The organism is Paenibacillus sp. FSL P4-0113 (assembly GCF_038009305.1).
Taxonomy (GTDB): domain Bacteria; phylum Bacillota; class Bacilli; order Paenibacillales; family Paenibacillaceae; genus Paenibacillus; species Paenibacillus polymyxa_D.
In genome coordinates this window covers 462,501-483,418 of sequence record NZ_JBBPAZ010000001.1, presented here as the reverse complement: position 1 = coordinate 483,418, position 20,918 = coordinate 462,501, and the positions used below count along the sequence as shown (strand labels likewise).

Genomic DNA, 20,918 nt, shown 5'->3' with positions numbered 1-20,918 from the left:
TCTGCAACTTTTTACACACAACGTACCGTTCCTTATAGTATCTTTAAATCTAATTGACGAAGATACAGAGAACGTACAATAAGAAAGGAAAGAAATTGGATGGCCCAGAAGCACAGCATAATCTGAATCAGCGTAAGATGAACGGGTACTCCATATATTACAGATGGTTCTGACATCACTAAACAAAGCACCATTCCCATAGACGATACGACTAATGGCAGAAGAAACAGGAATGCAATTTGTCTGGAAGCCGATTGTCTCATTTCCCTTGAGTTTAGTCCAATTTTCGATAAAGCTCGGTATATTTCTTCATCTCGCTGAAGATCTACATATAGTCTGAAATACAGCAGGCTTACTGTACTTGCCAACATAATAATGGCGATAAATCCGCCAATAAATTCACTAATAACCAGATCCATCTCCGATGTCAAATAGTCTACGGCCCTAGAGTTAAGCACCCCTTTATTCACCCTATTGGCCAACACAGAATACAACCATACCTCTTGTTGAGTTTCAGAAGTTTCTAAGGAAAGCTGGCCATTCTTCCATTTTGGCACAAAATAATAAGTAGATTTAAATGCCAACGGATCATTGAAATACCGATGTTCAATTAAATAGTCGTAAGTTCGATCAGTAACAACAAGTAGCCTTCCTAGTTCAGAGACGATATTTCCATCAAACTTCAGGTTATGATCTATCGTCTTAGTATCCATAATCTCAAGATTCATCATATGAGATTTCCCTTGCTTGTAAGTTAGCTTTTTTTCAAAAAGGGTTTTCTTTTCTTCGAGAGGCATCTCGTTTGGATCGATAATGAAAAAACCTTGATTCTCCCGAAGCGTAGGTACCTGTTTTAGCTTCTTAAACTTGGAAGCAAGTGCTTCATAGTTGGATTGTTTCATCACTGGCGCAATCTGTTCCCGAAAAGGGAAGACTAATACTTCACCTTTTCCATAATCCACCCCAGCCGTATACAGATTTTGGTCAATCTCTTTTTCAAGCTCGTTAGAACTTACAACATCAGAAGTAAATGCAAATGAATAAGATTGCTCCCTAAGAAATCTTTTTTGCTGTTGCATGGAGTCAAAAGTTGATGCGGCTCCTACACAGGAAATGATAGAAATGAGGGTAATCAATGAAAAAAGCCCGGCATTATTCCTCATTTTATATGTGATCTCAGATAACCATAACAAACGCGATCCGCTCCAAGACCATTTCCTGTTAGCTCTAAGCAATTGAATGAATAGTACACATGATTGAGTATAAAATAAGTAAATACCCAGAGATCCCATTATAATTGTATATTTAAAGGTGTCTCCAACCGAATAGTGCAATATATAAAAGGAAAGGGTCCCTAAACGATAAGGTGCCAGATAAATGTAGGGTGAAAAATCAAGCTTCATTAAATATACAGCCGCTCCGATTAATACTACGGCAAGAATGGACAGACTCCATGAAGCTTTAGGCTCTTTGTTGAGCTGAGGAGCCTTGCTAAAAAGCTGCTGTAGTTTAAAACGTCGGATAAAGAAAACAGACACAAGTGAGATCAATATAAACAAAAACATAAATCCAATTCCTGTAAAGGCAAGTGCTTTCCAGGGAAAATAAAATCTTAAATACATTCCTATGACATTGGAACCCATAAGCAGGAAAAACTTCGCTGAAACAAATCCTCCGATCATCCCGGTCACCAATGATAAAAAGCCTATAATTAGATTTTCAAAAGCTACCAAAAAATAAATTTGCCTATGACTTGCTCCTAAAATGGTGAGTATACCAAATTCTTTCTTACGTGCAGCAACAAAGATATTATTTGTGTATAATACGAAAAAAAAGGAAAATACAAAAATCAATAGATCCGCAACCTGTAATCCCTTTTTTACATTAGCTGCTGTGATTACATTCGAGACATCCGGGTGAAAAATAAATACCGCATATACGAAAAAAATCGTAATCATCAAGGAGCTGCTTAAATAATAAGGAACGTAAGCACGCGCATTGCGTTTGAGATTATTCCATGCTAACAGACGAAAGCTCATGTGCATGTCTACTTCCCCCCAAAAAGGAGAGCATATCTATGATTTCCTGAAAAAATATTTGCTGACTATGACTACGACGGATTTCATTATATAACTCACCATCTTTAATAAAAATTACCCGGTCGCAATAGCTGGCTTCCAAGGCGCCGTGTGTTACCAGCACAATTGTAGAATAGTCTACACGGTGGACAAGGCTCAGCATTTCCATTACAACACGCGAAGACTTGGAATCGAGATTTCCGGTTGGTTCATCTGCAAGCAGGAGCGAAGGAGAATGAATCATAGCCCTGCCTATGGCTGCACGTTGTTTTTGTCCCCCCGATACCTCATAAGGCCGTTTGTCCAAAACATCTGTAATATCCAGTTTTTTCGCTACCTCTTCCAGTTTGTGCTCCATTTCCTTTAACCCTTTTTTATTGAGCATCAGAGGAAACAGTATGTTTTCTCCCAAAGTGAGGGTTTCCAGCAAATTATAATCTTGAAATACAAGGCCCAGTTCTTTGCGGCGAAATAAAGCCAGCTTATCCTTCTTGAGCAGATGTGGATTTTCTCCTTTAATGCTAACCTCGCCAGAAGTCGGCATATCAATGGTCGAAATCATATTTAATAATGTAGTCTTCCCACTACCAGACGGCCCCATAATACCAACAAACTCGCCTTGTTTGATCGTTAAATGGATATTGTTAAGAGCTCGGTAGGGAACCTTGCCATAGTATATTTTGGTAACTTGATCCATTCGTACAATCTCCATCGTTCATTCCTTTCTTTTCCTATGCTATGATCATAATCCATCCAGATAAGTGAAGCGACCGATTAACATTACAAAAACCTTAAATGTGTTGTAAGGTTTCTCATTTGCCAATGGAAAACAGGATTTGAACCGTCGTCCCTTTACCAACCGTCGATTTCAATTGAATGTCGTGATTCAGCCTTTTGCAGACTTCTGCCACTAAATAGAGCCCCATCCCGGTAGATTCACTATACTTCCGTCCGTTTTCACCTGTGTAATAAGCCTCAAATACCCGCTCTATATCTTTTTTTGGGATACCAATCCCCTCATCCTGTACTTTCAACACAATCACATGATCCCTCACGTCAGATATTAATTTCAGACTGTGAGCATGACCTGAAGAGTACTTTATCGCATTAGTCACCAATTGATTAATGATAAATCTTAGCCATTTGGCATCAGTAATCACACTCAACTGCTCGTCCACTTCATTGGAAGGATAAATTTCGTTGCGGATCAATAATCTTTTGTTATCATAAATCACATCACTAACCAGTTTACGTAATACAACAGGCTCCACATGAAAGTCAGGTTCAAAGGATTCCAATCGTGACATATACAAAATCATGTCCAGTCCTTTGCCCATTCGATCAATCTCATCGTGAATCTGATCCGATTCGGGGTCTATTCTACCTTTGAGGATTAAATGAATAACAGAAAGAGGAGTTTTCATCTGATGAACCCACTGATTGATAAACGTAATATGATCGCGCTGCTGGTGCTCTAACTGATGAATTCGGGACTGATACAATCGATAATATTGCAAAAGCAAATGTTGTAAAGAAGCGGCTAACGGATTAAGTACCTTCATCTGAATAAGCTCATCTAAATCTTTAATGTTTGTAGTGGATAATATGCGATATAAACCAGAATACATAACGAACCGGAACAGCAAATAGACCCCCAATAGGATGGACCCAAAAAAGACGGAATATAGGGCCGTCGACCAGTTACGGTAACCATCCATCCAATAGATACTTAACACAAGAAAAAGTTGGATGATATTAAAAATGACCAGCGAAAAATGGTCGCGCCAAAAAAGCTTCACCGTTCTTCCTCCTCAGTCAAGTGAAGCCGATAGCCAGCCCCTCGAACCGTCTCTATGATATCCCCTAGTCCCAGCTCGCTCAGTTTTTTGCGGACACGAGTGACATAAACATTCAGTGTGTTCTCCCCTACATATTGGTCATCATCCCATAAAGCCTCTAAGATATGAACTCTCCCTACAACCTGCTTAGGATATGTCATCAATAGCTCCAGTAGGGCCGCTTCTTTATGGCTCATCTCTACCTGCTTGTCATGGTATACAAGTTCCATAATTTCGGGATACAAAGTCAAGCCTGACACCGTTAAGGATCGTGATGGTGGAGCAACGGCATAGGAACCATAGGCACGCCGTAAATTACTTTCTACTTTGGCCAGTAGTACTTCGGGATAAAATGGTTTCGTAATGTAATCATCTGCTCCGTTTTGCAAAGCAATGACCTGATCCATTTTATCATCACGTGCAGACACAAAAAGGATGGGGCATGTAGACTGAGTCCGTATTTGCCTGCACCAATAAAATCCATCAAAACGAGGTAGATTCACATCAAGTAGTACCAAATCAGGCTTTACCTCTTGAAAGATAGCCAGAACTTGATCAAAATTTGAAACAATAATTCCTTGATAACCATATTTCTCAAGATAGGATTGGAGCAAGGAGCTGATTTGAGGGTCATCCTCTACTATTAATATCTTCTGCATCGTGTTTTCTACCTTCTTAGTGCTTGAATTTTTAACAACTGATTTCTCTATATAATGCCTTTATTTGATCGTTCAAGCAATAACAACAATCTAACCCCCTTTGGTTGTAGATGATTAGGAGTTTTTCATGGTGGTGTATATTGAATCCCGAATTATATACATGGTGCCGAGCACCAGAGTGATTAACAATATAATTATAATAACGATAACTGTGACTGTTATAATAGTTCTTTTACGATTTTTTAATGTTTCATGGAAACTTTGCTTTGGATCTTTCAAAGTCTGCTTCACTTCTTTCCTTGCCTAGCTGTTTACCAGCATAACAGCTTCTACATAACGAACAACAGTTTAAACTTACAAAAACCTTTATTTTACTGTAAGGTTTCTGATTAGCCACAAACCATCGTCGGATTGAATTAACGTATGTACATATCAAAAATGTCCGGCTAGAGAATCTTTTTCTGATTCTCTAGCCGGGCATTTTATCCTTTCTACCCTTTTACAGCAGAACCTACCGTCATCGCCCGCTCCACTTGTTCACTCAAGAACAGGTAGACAAGTACCATCGGTAAGGAGGCCATAGTCATAACAGCTCCCATGGCTCCCCAATCCGTACTGTAGGAACCCTGGAAGAAAAGTAAGCCTAGAGGCAATGTTTTCATATTTTCATCAGAAATTAGAATATAGGCCAAAGTGAACTCATTCCAGTTGTTCAAGAATTGAAAAATGGCTACCGTCGCAATTGCAGGCAATGCAAGTGGCATAATGATTTTCAGGAACAGTCTATAAATATTAGCTCCATCCATGCATGCCGCCTCTTCAATCTCCTTAGGAATTGCTGTTAGGAATCCATAGAAAATCATTGACGAGAAAGGAAGCCCAATTGCGATATAAGGAAGAATAAGAGCTCCGTACGTATTCGTAAGATGAAAATCGCGAACCAGAATCGCCAGCGGTATCATGATAACCTGCAGTGGCATAAACATTCCTATGATCATATAAGTCCGGACAGCTGAACGAAACCTCCATCTCATACGAGCCACTGCGAAGGCAAACATCAGAGCCAGCAAAAGAATGAACAAAGTCGAAATCGTTGATACGACCAGACTGTTCAGAAAGTAACGGGGAATATTAAATTGCGTCCACGCATTGATGTAATTTTCGTAACGAAAATGCGTTGGCAGTCCAAATGGGTTAGAGACAAAGATCTCATCGTTGTTCTTGAACGAGTAGGAAACCATCCAGAACAACGGATAGACCGAAACAATAAAATACAACCACAGCGGTATCTGCAGAACAGCTTGTCTGAACTTGCTCAAAGCAGTTTTACTCATTTCGTTCTCCTTTTCAATACACGCCTTATCAGGCGGTTTGTCCGCGGTCGAACAGCTTATTGATAACTACAGTTGCCAGTAGTGAGATTAGTACAAGCAGCACGGATACAGCACACGCATACCCATAATTGCTTTCCATAAAAGCATAGCGGTAAATCATGAATGTCAATGTATAGTTTGTAGTGCCGGGCCCTCCGTTTGTCATAATCAGCATCTGCACAAAGGCCCCTATTCCAGATGTAATCGCAATGATGAAGCAGAATTTGTACGTTTCCCTCATCAGTGGAAGCGTGACATGCCAGTGCGCTCTCCATTTGGTGCAACCGTCAATCGTGGCGGCTTCAAAGTAGTCTTCGGGTATTGACTTAACTCCCGCATATAACAACGCAAATTGATAACCCATAAACTGCCAGGCATTAACGAAGGCAATGGCAATAATCGATGCTGTCGGGGAGCTCAGCCAATTTTGCTGGTACGGGATGTTCAAGAGATCAAACAGTCGGTTGATCAATCCGTTAGTTGGGTCATAGATTGCGATCCACAGCTGGCACACCACGGTTACCGATAGGACAACTGGGATAAAATAAGACGTTTTCAGTATTTTTCGCCCGCGTGTGCGCGGGTCAGCACAGATTAGCGCTAATAGTGTTCCCAGCCCGATCTGAAAGACCGCCAGAACAATGGCAAATATTAATCCGTTCTTAAGCGAAGTAGCAAGTAGAGGATCGGAGAACAGTTCCCGATAATTACTCAGTCCCGAAAAGGTCAGCGTACTCAGGCCATCCCAATCATAAAAGCTGCGAAGAACGGTTTGCAGAACGGGATATATCAAAATCACGCTATACAGTATCAAAGCAGGGAGGAGAAACAGTGCGAGTGCCGGTTTGTTCCCCAAATATTTATTCATGTCTTGCTTCCACCCCTTATCTTCGGAACAGCATCCCCTAGCGACTTATGCCGCCAAGGGCAGCCGAGTTCCTGAATTCTCAGTTTTCTTTATCCAATGTGCTATTCAGATTGTTCACAAAATCGTTTTCAGAAAAGTTGTCTACCATCAAATTCTGAGTATTGTCATTAATAGTGTTCTGAATTTTTGTACTACTCAGAAGTTGAGCATATTCCTGCGCATTTGGCAGCAACTCTTTGACAACTCGCTGCATCATTGCTGGAACATTGGAGGCGATTGGCTTATCCACTTTCTGCGAAACAATTGGGCTTCCAAGTTGAGTGTATCTGTATTCGGCTGACTTTGTGGCAAGGAATGCCGCTACCTTTACGGCTGTTTCCTTATTTTTGCTACTCGATGATACTGCGTAGCCCTGTGGAGAACCTGAGCCGTCAATGAAATATTTGGATTTCTCGTAGGTTGCTTCATCCTTTGCAGGCCAGTACATCCAGTCGACCTGGTCGCCCAGCTTTTCCTGTGAGCTGTAAATTTCCCATTGTCCATTCACGAACATGGCAGCTTTGCCCTGATAAAACAGGGACGAAGCCTGATCATAATTGGTGTTCGTCGCGTTTGCATCGAATAATCCGGCTGTTTGCAGTTGCTTCATCTGCTGTGCCGCTGTTACGAATGCTTCCGGCAATGCTTTTACACCCTTCTCATCAAGTGCTCCGAACCCACGCGGCTGCTCCCTTGTAACCAGCCCATTATAGAAAGCGGTCGTGATCCATTTTTCTTTGGCAAAAATTGACATAGGTACGTAACCAGCAGCTTTCAACTTTTTCGCTGCATCGGCCATCTGGTCAATCGTCTTAAGCGGTGTTTTAATTCCTACCTTCTCGAAAATCGACTTGTTGTAATAGATCATTTGGAATTCAATGCCGGTTTCGGGATAAGCATACACATGGTTGTCTGGAGCTATCAAACGCGATTCAACACCCGGGTTAAGATTCTTCTTGAATTCGGCCGTTGTGTCATAGCTGTCCAGCACCTCAACATTTTTCGATTTTGCGAAAGTTTGCAGGACAGCCCAATCCGCTAAATAGACATCCGGCATATTGCCCGTTGCCGCATAGGTTTTAAGCTTCTGTCCTCCGTCCTGTACGGCAGGATCCAGTTCAATTTCTACGTTTGGCATCTTCTTTTTAAGCTCTTCCACCGCATAATCGAACGGCTTTATGGTATCGTCATCAAAATGTTGTGCATACACCTTTAATTTGATCGTACCGTCCCCTGCCTCGCTCTTGGAAGAGGTCGAGTTATCTTCCCCACAAGCAATCAATCCAATCGACATAGTGAGCACTAGCAAAGCTGCACTCCAACTTTTGTAAGTTTTTTTCATTTGCTTAATCCCCCTCATGCAGTGTGTTTTATGTTTGCGCTTTCATTTGCATGACTACAGTATACTGCCGCTTCTATTCTTGATTAAGGAATAAAACGGGCATAACCAGTAAAAAACGGGACAAATAGAGCAGCGGTTCTCCGTATATAGGAAAACCGCCAGGCTTAAATCGAAGTTGTCCTGCCTCGCAGGACAGGCGCTACCTTTTTTTGAGTTGCTCATATTCAGTGGGTGTCATGCCAAAGCGTTTCTTGAAGCATTTGCCAAAATAATTGGGGTCACTGTATCCTACACTTTCAGCGATTTCTGACAGCTTCCGATTTCCTTTCAGCAAAAGCTCCTTAGCCTTCTTCATTCGGATGTGTGTAATATGATCCACTATGGAAAAGCCAGACTCCTTGCGAAATACGCGGCGCAGGTAGCTGGGATCGACGAATACTCCGCACGAAACCTGCTCAGCAGACAGCTCTGAGTCTGCATAATGTTCCTCAATATAGTTGATCGCCGCCACAAATAAATTGGAAGCCTTCGTAGGACGCATATTCTCCATCAGTTGGATCAGCTTGCGGTATAGAGCGAGCATCCAACCTTCAGCAGCCTCCCAGGAATCTAACTCTCGCAGCCGTTCGTAAGGAGAATTGTCTCCTCCATTTTCCCATAGCCGGTCATAAGGAATGCCTCGTTCACTGGCAAAGGAAAGGGCTAAAGATACGATTCCCATAAGCATCGCATCTGCGTATTCGTCTCCCCATTTATATTTACTAAGCTGACGGATTGCCTTACGGACCTCCTCTAGCGTTTCACTGTCTTTCATTCGGAGGTCAAGCACAACCGCATCGCGTAGATGGCCCAAATCAGGCATACCTGCTCTGCTATGCAACACTTCGCCGCCCTGTCCCCTTAACTCTGCACTTTCGCTCTCCTGTGGAAGCACCGGTAGCTTCGGCTTAATGCGTTCCAACATCGAGAGCATTTCTTCTGCATTGAACGGCTTCAACAAATAATCCTGTACTCCGGTTCGAACCGCCTTCTGTAGGTATTCAAATTCGTTATGTCCAGATATGAATACAATAACGATGCGTTCGAACTTGACTTTCAATCTCTTGGCTAATTCAATTCCGTCAATGAAGGGCATATTGATATCTACGAGGGCGAGATGTGGCTGATGCCGCTCGGCTTCCTGAAGTGCTTCCTGTCCGTTCCTTGCTTCGCAGCAAACCCGAAAACCATGAATTTCCCAATCTATCTTCATACGCAGAAAGTCTCGGAACAGCGGTTCATCATCGACAATCATCACTTTATACATTTTGGTGTTCACTCCCCTTTGGCAGCATCGGCAGCGACAGGTCAACAGTTGTTCCCTTCGTGAGCACACTTTGCACGGATATCCCATACTCCTCGCCAAAATACAGGCTCAGCCGCTGCTGAACGCTGTAGGTGCCGATTGATCGTATTCCTTCTTCCGGCAAATGTCTGGACATAATGGTCTGAACCTGTATTTCGTTCATCCCCACGCCGTTGTCCTCCACTCTAACGACCACCTTATCGCCCTGTCTAAAGGCAAAAATGCGGATAAAACCTTTTGTTCCTTTCTTCTTAAGGCCATGGTAAATCGAATTCTCGACAAGCGGCTGAAGCGAGAGCTTCGGGATCGGTGTACCTTCAAACTCGGGAGGAATATCCACTTCATAGCGAAACACATCGGGATAACGGATTTGCAGAATCGTCAGGTAATCATCAGTAATCTGAGCTTCCTTTTCTAAAGTGATTAGTTCCCGTCCCTTGTTCAGCACCATTCGATAAAAATCTGCCAGCGCTTTTGTAGTATCTCTAGCCTCCTCATTACGATCTAACTCATTGAGTGCATAAATGGTATCCAAAGTGTTGTACAGAAAATGCGGTTTAATTTGGGCGCTTATCAGTGCAAGCTCATATTCACGCTTACGGTTCTGTTCCTGCCTTACCTCATCCAGCAGTTCCCGAACCCGTCTTACCATAAAGTTAAACGCTTCCGCAATGGTACCGATTTCATCTTCAGTACGGACTGTCGCAACAGGTTGCAAATCACCAGTTACTACTTTTCGCATGGCCTTAGTCAATTGTTCGAGAGGACTAACGACCATTCTGGACAGAAAGCTAGCACCCAGCCAGGAAAAAACAAGGCATAACACACCGATTAATAGCGACAATCTAACATTTTGCCGGACATCAGCTGTAAGCAGGCTAAGAGAAACAATATTGACCAACTTCCATTCCATTCGGTTATAATCAGTGACCGTTATCAGGTTGCCCTCATACTCGAATGAGCACGTTCCATGGGATGCATTAGGGGCACAACGTTGGATGGCCTCACCCAGCTGTGGATTCACCGGATTCATCAGCATCTCATTGTCTTCTGCCACAGCCACGCGCATTTCGTTATCTAAAAAATAATAAGATTTGGGTGCATCTGGATCGCTGGAACGAAAGTAATCGGACAAACCTTCTTCCTTCACTAACAGAAAAAGCGTTCCATATGGTTCGCCGGTGTCTATATTAATGACCGTCTTCCCCAGCGTCAAAACGGGAGAGCTCGGATCTGGTGTTAGGAAATCCCTCTTCTCCATATCAAACCAGAGGGCCTGTCCATAACTTTCAGATTCCCTTACCCGCTTAAGCATGCTATAGATCTTGCGATCATCCCCGCTTTCGGTATAAGAGGCGAAAATCTTCCCTTCGTTATCAATGAAGACAGCGGCATCCACCTCACGAAAGATTGACAAATCAATGGATAGGCGGCTCTGCATCAAGTTTCCAAACTGAATAGGCTCCATGGCAGTATCAGGTTTGGCACCGTATGAATCATACATCCGGTTAATATTCGTGACCATAATATTGGCCGCCGTCTCCACACTCCTGAATATGTAATCGGTCCTAGACAAGATAAGCTGAGACTCATCGACCACATTGCTGGTAGTTTGGTCTATCAAAGAACGGCTGAAAAGTTGGTTGGACAATAGTCCAAGAATAAGCAGAGAAACAATAATTAGCGGAAGAAATACCGCTATAACCTTGCTTTTAAAGCGAAGTCGACCAAACCACTTACGAGCTAGTGACAGAATATTCACCTAGAACCCCTCCGTCATCAAGAGAATATCCATCATGTTAACACAAACAATCTCTACAGTAGTAGATCAAAAATAAAGTTTAAAAAATTCAACCGTCCATCTTGAAAGTACTTTAGAGATGTGTTAGGATAAAGTCGATTTTTAGTAAAATTATTAACTAAAAAGGTGTGAGCTCTTTTGGCAACCATTAAAGACATTGCCCGCGAAGCGGGTGTGTCTGCCGCAACCGTTTCAAGGGTTTTAAATAACGATCTGTCACTGTCCGTAAGCTCAGACACCAAAAACAGAATTTTTTTGGTTGCCGAGCAACTCGGGTATAAGCCTACCCGGCTGAGGCAATTAAAGCAGAATACGGAACGGGCCGGGAAAACGGTCTCCCTCCTGCTGTGGTGTTCTATTGAGGAGGAAAGAGACGATCCTTATTACGCCTCGATCCGCCGTGGAATCGAACTGCGCTGTGAAGAGCTTGGCCTGACGTTGGGACAGACCTTGCGAGGCCGCTCGTCCATCGGCACCTTACAGAAGGCGGATGGTCTGATTGTTGTGGGCGGCGTTGATCCTGAAGAGGTATTCAAGCTTCATCCTGACAAGAACACCATTGTCCTTGTCGACCAGTACCATGAACAGTTGGAGTATGATTCTGTACGACTTCATTTCAGACAAGCTGTTGATCAGGCACTCGGACATCTACTTGAGCTTGGCCATCGACAAATCGGATTTATCGGCGGTAAGAGCGACGGTGAGCGAAGGGCGCATTATTTTGAACGATTCATGCGGGAACAAGGGTTGTACAATCCTCAATTCGTCCGTATAGGTTCCTGGAGTACCGCGGATGGTTATCTCATGATGAACGAACTCCTAGCCCAACAGGAACGACCGACAGCCTGCTTCGTCGCAAGCGATCCGCTCGCTATTGGTGCCCTCCGCGCCCTTCATGGACTTGGAGTCAAGGTACCAGAGGATATGGCTGTTGTTGGCTTCGACGACATTGAGATGGCAGCCTTCGTGCAGCCTCCGCTAACCACTATCCGTGCATATCCCGAACAGATGGGAAAGGCTGCTGTGCAACTGCTCTCTGAACGGTTTGAGGGGCGTGAACCACCTGCGTATAGCGTGATCGGGACTAAGCTTGTCATTCGAGAAAGCTCATGCAAAAAAGGCTAAAATTAGTACTTGAGAGTCTTATTGTCATTGATTAATATCCTTTCGTAAAACAATCAATATGATAACCCCTGAGGAGTGAATATCATGAACATTCATGTTAACGAAGCGCTTGGTTTGTTTCATTTGCAGTCCAAGGATTGCAGCTATATTATCCAGCTAGTAGAAGGATATCCCGCACATGTCTATTGGGGAGCTCAACTTCATCATGACCAAAGTCTCGCAAGTATATTGGAACTTAGGGAGCGTTGCTCCTTCTCTCCCACTCCCGTTTCTTCCAGTCGTATAATTTCTTTGGACACGCTTCCTCAGGAATACCCCCAGTATGGAACAAGCGACTTTCGTCAACCGGCTTACCAGGTTGCACTTGCGGACGGTACTCGAACTACTGAGCTAAAATATAGTGGTTACCGTATTGAACCAGGTAAACCCAAGCTCGAGGGACTTCCTTCCGTCTATGCCGAATCGGATGATGAAGCCACAACCCTCTATATGATCCTTGAGGATCAATACTCGGGGCTTAAGACTACACTGCTCTATACTGTATTTGCGGACCACAGTGCCATTGCTAGATCTACTCTTTTTGAACAAAAGGGAAGCGCTACCATGAATATTGAACACGCCATGAGCGCCTCTGTCGACTTCGCCGATTCCAACTACCAAGCCCTCTACTTACCTGGAGCCTGGGTTCGGGAAAGACATATCCAACGCCGCGACCTCGGACCTGGCTCCATTCGGCTCGAGAGTAGACGGGGCTCCAGCAGTCACCAAATGAATCCCTTTCTGGCACTGCTTCGGCCTGATGTGACTGAAGATCGAGGGGATGTGTACGGTTTCAGTCTAATCTACAGCAGCAACTTCGTCGCACAGGCGGAAGTAGAGCAGTTCAATCAGACTCGTGTAAGTATCGGAATCAATCCCTTTGACTTCTCCTGGCGGCTTGAGCCGGGTCAGTCATTCCAGACTCCTGAAGCCGTATTGGTCTTTTCCGAAGAAGGTCTTGGGGGCATGTCACGCACCTATCACCGACTCTATCGCACACGTCTGTGCCGAGGGGCTTACCGTGACAAAGAACGTCCGATTCTCGTGAACAATTGGGAAGCCACCTATTTCGACTTCGACGCCGATAAAATCGAGGCGATTGCCAAAGAAGCGGGGCCTCTTGGAATTGAGCTGTTTGTTCTTGATGACGGTTGGTTTGGTAAGCGAGACAACGACAACAGTTCGCTTGGGGACTGGTTCGAAGACCGCCACAAGTTGCCCGGCGGTCTTACTGACCTGGCCAAACGGGTTAATGAACAAGGATTACAGTTTGGTTTGTGGGTTGAGCCGGAAATGGTATCACCTGATAGTGAACTGTACCGCAACCATCCCGACTGGTGCCTGCATGCGGAAGGTCGGCGGCGGACGGAAGGCCGATCCCAACTGGTGCTCGATCTCTCCCGCAAGGAAGTATGCGACTACTTGTACGAGACGCTTAGCTCCGTATTTTCGATCGCTCCAATCACTTATGTCAAGTGGGACATGAACCGTAACATGACGGAGATTGCTTCGGCTACAGCCCCTAGCGAACGACAAAAGGAAACTGCGCACCGTTATATGCTCGGACTTTACGATCTGTTGGAACGTCTGACCTCCCAGTTCCCGGACATCTTGTTCGAAAGCTGTTCTGGAGGCGGTGGGCGATTTGATCCCGGAATGCTCTACTATATGCCGCAGACATGGACCAGTGATGATACCGATGCCATTGAAAGATTGGCTATCCAGTATGGAACAAGTATCGTGTACCCGGCCAGTACCATGGGCGCACATGTATCGAACGTGCCGAACCACCAGGTGGGACGAAACACCTCCCTCGCCATACGCGGCGACGTGGCAATGAGCGGGAATTTTGGCTACGAACTCGACCTTACTGCATTTACGAATGAAGAAAAAGAACTCGCGGCCAAACAAATTGCCCAGTATAAAGAAATCCGTTCCCTTGTACAGCAGGGAGATATGTATCGACTTCTTAGTCCGTTTGAAGGCCGAGGCGACACGGCCTGGATGTTCGTTAGCGAGGACCAATCCGAAGCGTTTGTCGCTTACTTCCGCGTACTAGCTGAACCAAATGGGCCCATCCGGCGACTAACTCTAAAAGGACTTGACCCAGATAAAAAGTATATAATCGAACACGGGGCGACAGGCAGCACTGCAGTCCATACGGGTAATACCTTAGTGGAAGATGGCGGTTCCCCCTTCCGCGTAGCATTTGATGGCGAAATTTTTGGAGGCGACCGCCTAATGAAAATTGGGCTTGTTGTCTCGGATCTCTCTGGAGACTTCACCAGCTCTACTTTCCGCCTTAAAGCTATTTCCTGCTAATTGTGAATCTGGCCAGTGACGATAAAAAAATCAAAACAAGGCAGACCGATTTTCCGGCCTGCCTTGTTTAATCACTTTGGTGCCCGTGTTGCTAACCGTGACTCTCCATGTCACTTACCAAATACGCTCGCTTAGTCTCAATTTCGTCCTCTATATCTTCCAGCATATGACCAATGCCTTCTTAAGTGAACGTGTCTGTAATCACAACTCTAAACAATTCATTCAACTTTTCGGTGTCTTTAACTTCCGTCTTCTGATTTCGACATTATTCATCCTGATTTCCAATTTCTCATTCATCTAGATTTCCGCCGATGTACGATTCAGGATGGGACGCTTTGAAAGCACACGATTCGATAACTCCATCAGGCTTTTTATTTCATAAGTAGGTTGAATGCCAGACGCGTTTGTTTTCCCAGCAGGGTTGAACCAACAGGTATCAATTCCGTATTTGTTGCCTCCTTGAATATCGGAGGTCAAAGAATCACCGACCATGAGAACCTTACTCTTATCTGAAATGGCTAGCTTAGTAAATGCGTAATCGAAAATACCAGCTTGTGGCTTTTGGCAACCCACTTCCTCTGAAATAATTATCTGTTCAAATACATCATGCAGCGGTGAAAGCTGAATTCTGGAGGTTTGCACCTCTTTGATTCCATTCGTAATGATCGCCAAGCGACAATCAGACAGCATATCACATAATTCAACCGCTCCGTCCATTAAAAAAGCACCTTCACCCAAATAACGTAAATATGCAGCACTAAAAGCATCTGGATTAAAGTCTAGATCATGAAAAGTAAATAATCGCTTAAACCGCTCCGCACGCAGTTGCGCTGAGGTAATATGTCCTTCCTCTGCCTCTCGCCACAATACACTGTTGATTTCATCATAACTAGCTTTATACTCCGTGGCCCCTTGTGGCAAGCCAAATTGGGTAAACGTATTATGTAGCGCATAACTCTCTGCCTTTTTAAAATCAAACAGCGTGTCATCGACATCAAATAAAATAATTTCGTATTTCATAACGACCTCCATATCATTGCTTTACGACTATTGTTCAGTTCCATGAGTCTTAGATTGTTTCTGATAGTAGCACAACGAAAAACTAACAATACATTATTACCTTTCGGTTATTATACAGAACCTAGTTAAACCGTCAAGTCACTAATAACAAAGTCATAGTATTTTGTCACCGGTGCAAAAGGTAAATAACGCTCAATAAGAATGCCCGTAAAATGAAGGTGATTCTCATTTTACGGGCTTCTGAGCATCTAAGAGATGATTTAGCAAAAATCCTAGTGATCTTCATTAATCCATTTAGCTAATGTTTGATCAAAACAATGAGGTTCTTCAAACATTGGGTTATGCCCACTATATTCAAAAATCACTTTTTTCACGTTCTCGTAGGTGTCATCGACCCTATCCCATAAAGAAACTGGCGCAACCAAAAAATCATACCTTCCCAAACCAATATATACAGGTTTGTGGATATCCGCCAAGGATTGTATTAAATTCATGTTACCGAAAGCTTCTCCCCATAAATAATCAATGATAGGCATATTCGTGTATACATCCTTCCACATATAAGCCGCATCGTAAGCATAATCATAAAAGGTTTGGGCTCCCATTCGTATACACATGTGAACAAATCTTCTATCTGGGTCTCTTTTGATATCTTCCTCTAATAAAACAATGTCCTTTTCAAAACGTTCCTTTCTTTCTGGGCTGGCCGTTTCATAAAAGAATGAAGAGCTTTGCCGCTGTCTTTCTTGGCTGTTCGTAGGTGCTGAATTTAATAGCACCACTTTTTGAACATAATCCGGGTATTGTTTAGCATATTCCAAAGCCATAAAGGCATGCCCGGAATGTCCTAATATGATAAATTCATTTAGATGAAGGCATTGTCTTGCTGTTTCTATATCATTAATAACTTTATCCAAAGTATAGTCTTCTGGTTTTAAAGCTCGATTCGGTTTTGCAAACCCTCGATGATCCAGAAAAATAAACTGAAACTTTTTATATAAATGGTCTGAAAATAAACGAGGATAATATACACTACTGCCGATCACCAATATCGGCCTTCCGTTACCTCTTATAGCATATTTCAGCTCAAATCCATCACTAAAAACTGTTTGATAAGTGCTCATTTATAATCACCTTCTCTTTTTCAAATCACTCCCTTTCCTTTGTGTAATTCCCTTGTATTCTCCATAGAACGTTCCAACACTTCAACTCACCTCAGAAAGTACATTTATTTTTATGAGAAAAGTTTAACATGTTTTTTTCAAAAACAAAACGGGTTTACTTTTGTCTTACTTGTCTTGACTTATGGCATTCATACAGGATTTTTGACAAACACATCTTTTTGGAAACAAAAAAACCGCGATTATCGCGGTTTTTTATATAGAGGTCATACTTTTATCGTGCTTGGCGACGTCCTACTCTCCCAGGACCCTGCGGTCCAAGTACCATCGGCGCTGGAGGGCTTAACGGTCGTGTTCGGGATGGGTACGTGTGGAACCCCTCCGCTATCGCCACCAAACATGAATTTGCTGTGCAAATTCTATCGTACGGCTATTCGCTTCATCACTTATCGTGTGAATGAATAGCCATGCGCTTGTCGTATGTCTCTTGTACATACGTTCAAGGTTACACCCTGAAAACTGGATCCGAAACTCATTTGCGTTTTATTCTTAGGATAAGCCCTCGACCGATTAGTATTGGTCAGCTCCATGCATTACTGCACTTCCACCCCCAACCTATCTACCTCGTCGTCTTCAAGGGGTCTTACTAATTGGGAAATCTCATCTTGAGGGGGGCTTCACGCTTAGATGCTTTCAGCGCTTATCCCTTCCGTACATAGCTACCCAGCGGTGCTCCTGGCGGAACAACTGGTACACCAGCGGTACGTCCATCCCGGTCCTCTCGTACTAAGGACAGCTCCTCTCAAATTTCCTACGCCCACGACAGATAGGGACCGAACTGTCTCACGACGTTCTGAACCCAGCTCGCGTACCGCTTTAATGGGCGAACAGCCCAACCCTTGGGACCTACTTCAGCCCCAGGATGCGATGAGCCGACATCGAGGTGCCAAACCTCCCCGTCGATGTGGACTCTTGGGGGAGATAAGCCTGTTATCCCCAGGGTAGCTTTTATCCGTTGAGCGATGGCCCTTCCATGCGGTACCACCGGATCACTAAGCCCGACTTTCGTCCCTGCTCGACTTGTAGGTCTCGCAGTCAAGCTCCCTTCTGCCTTTGCACTCTTCGAATGATTTCCAACCATTCTGAGGGAACCTTGGGGCGCCTCCGTTACTCTTTAGGAGGCGACCGCCCCAGTCAAACTGCCCACCTGACACTGTCCTCGCACCGGTTTACGGTACCAAGTTAGAACCTAGATACGATCAGGGTGGTATCCCAAGGATGCCTCCCTTCAAGCTGGCGCTCAAAGTTCGACGGCTCCCACCTATCCTGTACAGATCGTACCCAAATTCAATATCAAGCTGCAGTAAAGCTCCATGGGGTCTTTCCGTCTTGTCGCGGGTAACCTGCATCTTCACAGGTATTAAAATTTCACCGGATCTCTCGTTGAGACAGCGCCCAAGTCGTTACGCCATTCGTGCGGGTCAGAATTTACCTGACAAGGAATTTCGCTACCTTAGGACCGTTATAGTTACGGCCGCCGTTTACTGGGGCTTCGGTTCATAGCTTCGCCCCGAAGGGCTTACCACTCCCCTTAACCTTCCAGCACCGGGCAGGCGTCAGCCCGTATACTTCGCCTTGCGGCTTCGCACAGACCTGTGTTTTTGCTAAACAGTCGCTTGGGCCTTTTCACTGCGGCCCCCTCGGGCTATTCACCCTACCGAGGCACCCCTTCTCCCGAAGTTACGGGGTCATTTTGCCGAGTTCCTTAACGAGAGTTCTTCCGCGCGCCTTAGAATTCTCTTCTCGCCTACCTGTGTCGGTTTGCGGTACGGGCACCTTCTCCTGGCTAGAGGCTTTTCTTGGCAGTCTGAGATCATGACCTTCGCTACTACAATTTTCGCTCCCCATCACAGCCCAGCCTTAACGATGTGCGGATTTGCCTACACACCAGCCTCACTGCTTAGACGGACATCCATCCGTCCGCGTCACTACCCTACTGCGTCACCCCATCGCTCATAACGGATTACGGTGGTACAGGAATTTCGACCTGTTGTCCTTCGACTACGCCTATCGGCCTCGCCTTAGGTCCCGACTTACCCTGAGCGGACGAACCTTCCTCAGGAACCCTTAGGCTTTCGGCGGATCTGATTCTCACAGATCTTTTCGTTACTCATACCGGCATTCTCACTTGAATGCAGTCCAGCGCTCCTTACGGTACACCTTCAACCCGCATTCAACGCTCCCCTACCCCTGATGCAAGCATCAAGCCATAGCTTCGGTGGTGTGTTTAGCCCCGTTACATTTTCGGCGCAGAGTCACTCGACCAGTGAGCTATTACGCACTCTTTCAATGGTGGCTGCTTCTAAGCCAACATCCTGGTTGTCTGTGCAACTCCACATCCTTTCCCACTTAACACACACTTGGGGACCTTAGCTGATGGTCTGGGCTGTTTCCCTTTCGACAATGGATCTTAGCACTCACTGTCTGACTCCCGGAACTAAATCTATGGCATTCGGAGTTTGACTGAGCTTGGTAACCCTTGCGGGCCCCGCACCCAATCAGTGCTCTACCTCCACGATTCTTCTTTCCGAGGCTAGCCCTAAAGCTATTTCGGGGAGAACCAGCTATCTCCGGGTTCGATTGGAATTTCTCCGCTACCCCCACCTCATCCCCGCATTTTTCAACATGCGTGGGTTCGGGCCTCCAGTGCGTGTTACCGCACCTTCACCCTGGACAGGGGTAGATCACCCGGTTTCGGGTCTACGTCCACGTACTCATTCGCCCTATTCAGACTCGCTTTCGCTGCGGCTTCAGCTCTTCACCTTAACCTTGCACGGGAACGTAACTCGCCGGTTCATTCTACAAAAGGCACGCCATCACCCGTGATTTTTCCAAAGGAAAATATCATAGGGCTCTGACTTCTTGTAAGCACACGGTTTCAGGATCTATTTCACTCCCCTTCCGGGGTGCTTTTCACCTTTCCCTCACGGTACTGCTTCACTATCGGTCGCCAGGGAGTATTTAGCCTTGGCAGATGGTCCTGCCGGATTCATACGGGGTTTCACGTGCCCCGCACTACTCGGGATCCGTCTCGGAGAGAACAAGTTTTGAACTACAGGGCTTTTACCTTCTCTGGCGGGCCTTTCCAGACCTCTTCATCTAACCGGTTCCTTTGTAACTCCATGTGAGACGTCCCACAACCCCAAGGAGCAAGCTCCTTGGTTTGGGCTAATCCGCGTTCGCTCGCCGCTACTGACGGAATCACTATTGTTTTCTCTTCCTCAGGGTACTTAGATGTTTCAGTTCCCCTGGTCTGCCTCTATTCTGCCTATGTATTCAGCAGAAAGTGACTGTCGATGAAGACAGCCGGGTTTCCCCATTCGGACATCCCCGGATCAAAGCTTGCTTACAGCTCCCCGAGGCCTTATCGTTGTTCGCCACGTCCTTCGTCGGCTCCTGGCGCCTAGGCATCCTCCGTGTGCTCTTTGTAGCTTAACCTAGACTTTTCTTTGATAAAAGAAAATGTCGATGTTCGATAAAGAATGATTTTTGCCAAAGGCAAAAGATCTTTCCTTACCTGCTACCTTTATTTCACTTGTTTACACAAGATCAGCTTAAAGGAATATTCTAAAACGCAATTTCGTTTCGGTATCCAGTTTTCAAGGTGCAATTCGCTTCATCGAAGCGAAACCCGATGAATATTTCGGTTCCACACGGATGTGTGAACGAAGTATTCGTCGAAACTTGAGAGTTTGAGCTCTCAAAACTGAGCAACGAGTGAGTAACAGGCCTAAACCTGGGTTTTGAAGCTTACGCTTCATATTTGAATGTTTCCATTTCAGGAAACGATTCTCCATAGAAAGGAGGTGATCCAGCCGCACCTTCCGATACGGCTACCTTGTTACGACTTCACCCCAATCATCTACCCCACCTTCGGCGGCTGGCTCC

The 20,918-nt window shown here is 44.9% G+C and carries 13 protein-coding genes and 3 rRNA genes (1 of these 16 only partly in view); 2 read left to right on the top strand and 14 right to left on the bottom strand.

The features are described 5' to 3' along the window. Positions 1 to 32: 32 nt before the first annotated feature. The 9 genes from MKX46_RS01940 to MKX46_RS01900 form a co-directional block, all read right to left on the bottom strand. Positions 33 to 2,045 carry an ABC transporter permease gene (locus MKX46_RS01940; RefSeq protein WP_029518490.1) on the bottom strand — a complete coding sequence of 671 codons (2,013 nt, stop codon included), beginning with the start codon at positions 2,043 to 2,045 and terminating at the stop codon, positions 33 to 35. After that, complete coding sequence (locus tag MKX46_RS01935; protein ID WP_029518491.1) at positions 2,011 to 2,790, bottom strand: ABC transporter ATP-binding protein; 780 nt, start codon at positions 2,788 to 2,790, stop codon at positions 2,011 to 2,013. The genes MKX46_RS01940 and MKX46_RS01935 overlap by 35 nt, the downstream gene beginning before the upstream one ends. 100 nt (positions 2,791 to 2,890) lie before the next feature. Beyond that, entirely contained in the window at positions 2,891 to 3,877 is a 987-nt protein-coding gene (locus tag MKX46_RS01930; RefSeq protein ID WP_029518492.1) for a sensor histidine kinase, read from the bottom strand. After that, the gene (locus MKX46_RS01925; protein WP_029518493.1) at positions 3,874 to 4,575 is read right to left on the bottom strand and encodes a response regulator transcription factor; all 702 of its coding nucleotides are present in this window, start codon (positions 4,573 to 4,575) and stop codon (positions 3,874 to 3,876) included. Before MKX46_RS01925 ends, MKX46_RS01930 begins: the two co-directional genes overlap by 4 nt. A 491-nt stretch (positions 4,576 to 5,066) precedes the next feature. After that, positions 5,067 to 5,909 (bottom strand): carbohydrate ABC transporter permease, encoded by an 843-nt coding sequence (locus MKX46_RS01920; protein ID WP_029518494.1) that lies wholly within the window; start codon positions 5,907 to 5,909, stop codon positions 5,067 to 5,069. 28 nt (positions 5,910 to 5,937) lie between these two features. Beyond that, positions 5,938 to 6,816 (bottom strand): carbohydrate ABC transporter permease, encoded by an 879-nt coding sequence (locus MKX46_RS01915; RefSeq protein WP_069011311.1) that lies wholly within the window; start codon positions 6,814 to 6,816, stop codon positions 5,938 to 5,940. Positions 6,817 to 6,895: 79 nt separating this feature from the next. Further along, the gene (locus MKX46_RS01910; RefSeq protein WP_029518496.1) at positions 6,896 to 8,197 is read right to left on the bottom strand and encodes an ABC transporter substrate-binding protein; all 1,302 of its coding nucleotides are present in this window, start codon (positions 8,195 to 8,197) and stop codon (positions 6,896 to 6,898) included. A 199-nt stretch (positions 8,198 to 8,396) separates the two neighbouring features. Continuing rightward, on the bottom strand, positions 8,397 to 9,503 hold the full coding sequence (locus tag MKX46_RS01905) for a response regulator transcription factor (RefSeq protein WP_029518497.1): 1,107 nt from the start codon (positions 9,501 to 9,503) through the stop codon (positions 8,397 to 8,399). After that, on the bottom strand, positions 9,496 to 11,304 hold the full coding sequence (locus tag MKX46_RS01900; protein ID WP_029518498.1) for a cache domain-containing sensor histidine kinase: 1,809 nt from the start codon (positions 11,302 to 11,304) through the stop codon (positions 9,496 to 9,498). Before MKX46_RS01900 ends, MKX46_RS01905 begins: the two co-directional genes overlap by 8 nt. 177 nt (positions 11,305 to 11,481) lie before the next feature. On the opposite strand from MKX46_RS01900, the gene MKX46_RS01895 reads away from it, so the two are divergent. Next, on the top strand, positions 11,482 to 12,468 hold the full coding sequence (locus MKX46_RS01895) for a LacI family DNA-binding transcriptional regulator (protein WP_209950343.1): 987 nt from the start codon (positions 11,482 to 11,484) through the stop codon (positions 12,466 to 12,468). Between the two features lie 84 nt (positions 12,469 to 12,552). Beyond that, the gene (locus MKX46_RS01890) at positions 12,553 to 14,829 is read left to right on the top strand and encodes an alpha-galactosidase (protein ID WP_029518500.1); all 2,277 of its coding nucleotides are present in this window, start codon (positions 12,553 to 12,555) and stop codon (positions 14,827 to 14,829) included. A 297-nt stretch (positions 14,830 to 15,126) separates the two neighbouring features. Here the strand turns inward: MKX46_RS01890 and MKX46_RS01885 are convergent, their stop codons facing one another. The 5 genes from MKX46_RS01885 to MKX46_RS01865 all read right to left on the bottom strand — a co-directional run. Then, positions 15,127 to 15,849 (bottom strand): YjjG family noncanonical pyrimidine nucleotidase, encoded by a 723-nt coding sequence (locus MKX46_RS01885; protein ID WP_029518501.1) that lies wholly within the window; start codon positions 15,847 to 15,849, stop codon positions 15,127 to 15,129. Positions 15,850 to 16,121: 272 nt separating this feature from the next. Continuing rightward, positions 16,122 to 16,973, bottom strand: a complete 852-nt coding sequence (locus MKX46_RS01880; RefSeq protein WP_029518502.1) for an alpha/beta fold hydrolase — start codon at positions 16,971 to 16,973, stop codon at positions 16,122 to 16,124. 278 nt (positions 16,974 to 17,251) lie between these two features. After that, a 5S ribosomal RNA gene (rrf, locus tag MKX46_RS01875) occupies positions 17,252 to 17,368 on the bottom strand. 152 nt (positions 17,369 to 17,520) lie between these two features. Continuing rightward, a 23S ribosomal RNA gene (locus MKX46_RS01870) occupies positions 17,521 to 20,468 on the bottom strand. Between the two features lie 361 nt (positions 20,469 to 20,829). Continuing rightward, a 16S ribosomal RNA gene (locus MKX46_RS01865) occupies positions 20,830 to 20,918 on the bottom strand (it continues 1,467 nt past the right edge of the window). Together the 16S, 23S and 5S rRNA genes form the textbook arrangement of a ribosomal RNA operon.

Bases quoted from the DNA above. Each gene is read 5' to 3' on its own strand.
- MKX46_RS01940 (WP_029518490.1), bottom strand. From the start codon at position 2,045: ATGCACATGAGCTTTCGTCTGTTAGCATGGAATAATCTCAAACGCAAT.
- MKX46_RS01935 (WP_029518491.1), bottom strand. From the start codon at position 2,790: ATGGAGATTGTACGAATGGATCAAGTTACCAAAATATACTATGGCAAG.
- MKX46_RS01925 (WP_029518493.1), bottom strand. From the start codon at position 4,575: ATGCAGAAGATATTAATAGTAGAGGATGACCCTCAAATCAGCTCCTTG.
- MKX46_RS01920 (WP_029518494.1), bottom strand. From the start codon at position 5,909: ATGAGTAAAACTGCTTTGAGCAAGTTCAGACAAGCTGTTCTGCAGATA.
- MKX46_RS01915 (WP_069011311.1), bottom strand. From the start codon at position 6,816: ATGAATAAATATTTGGGGAACAAACCGGCACTCGCACTGTTTCTCCTC.
- MKX46_RS01910 (WP_029518496.1), bottom strand. From the start codon at position 8,197: ATGAAAAAAACTTACAAAAGTTGGAGTGCAGCTTTGCTAGTGCTCACT.
- MKX46_RS01905 (WP_029518497.1), bottom strand. From the start codon at position 9,503: ATGTATAAAGTGATGATTGTCGATGATGAACCGCTGTTCCGAGACTTT.
- MKX46_RS01890 (WP_029518500.1), top strand. From the start codon at position 12,553: ATGAACATTCATGTTAACGAAGCGCTTGGTTTGTTTCATTTGCAGTCC.
- MKX46_RS01885 (WP_029518501.1), bottom strand. From the start codon at position 15,849: ATGAAATACGAAATTATTTTATTTGATGTCGATGACACGCTGTTTGAT.
- MKX46_RS01880 (WP_029518502.1), bottom strand. From the start codon at position 16,973: ATGAGCACTTATCAAACAGTTTTTAGTGATGGATTTGAGCTGAAATAT.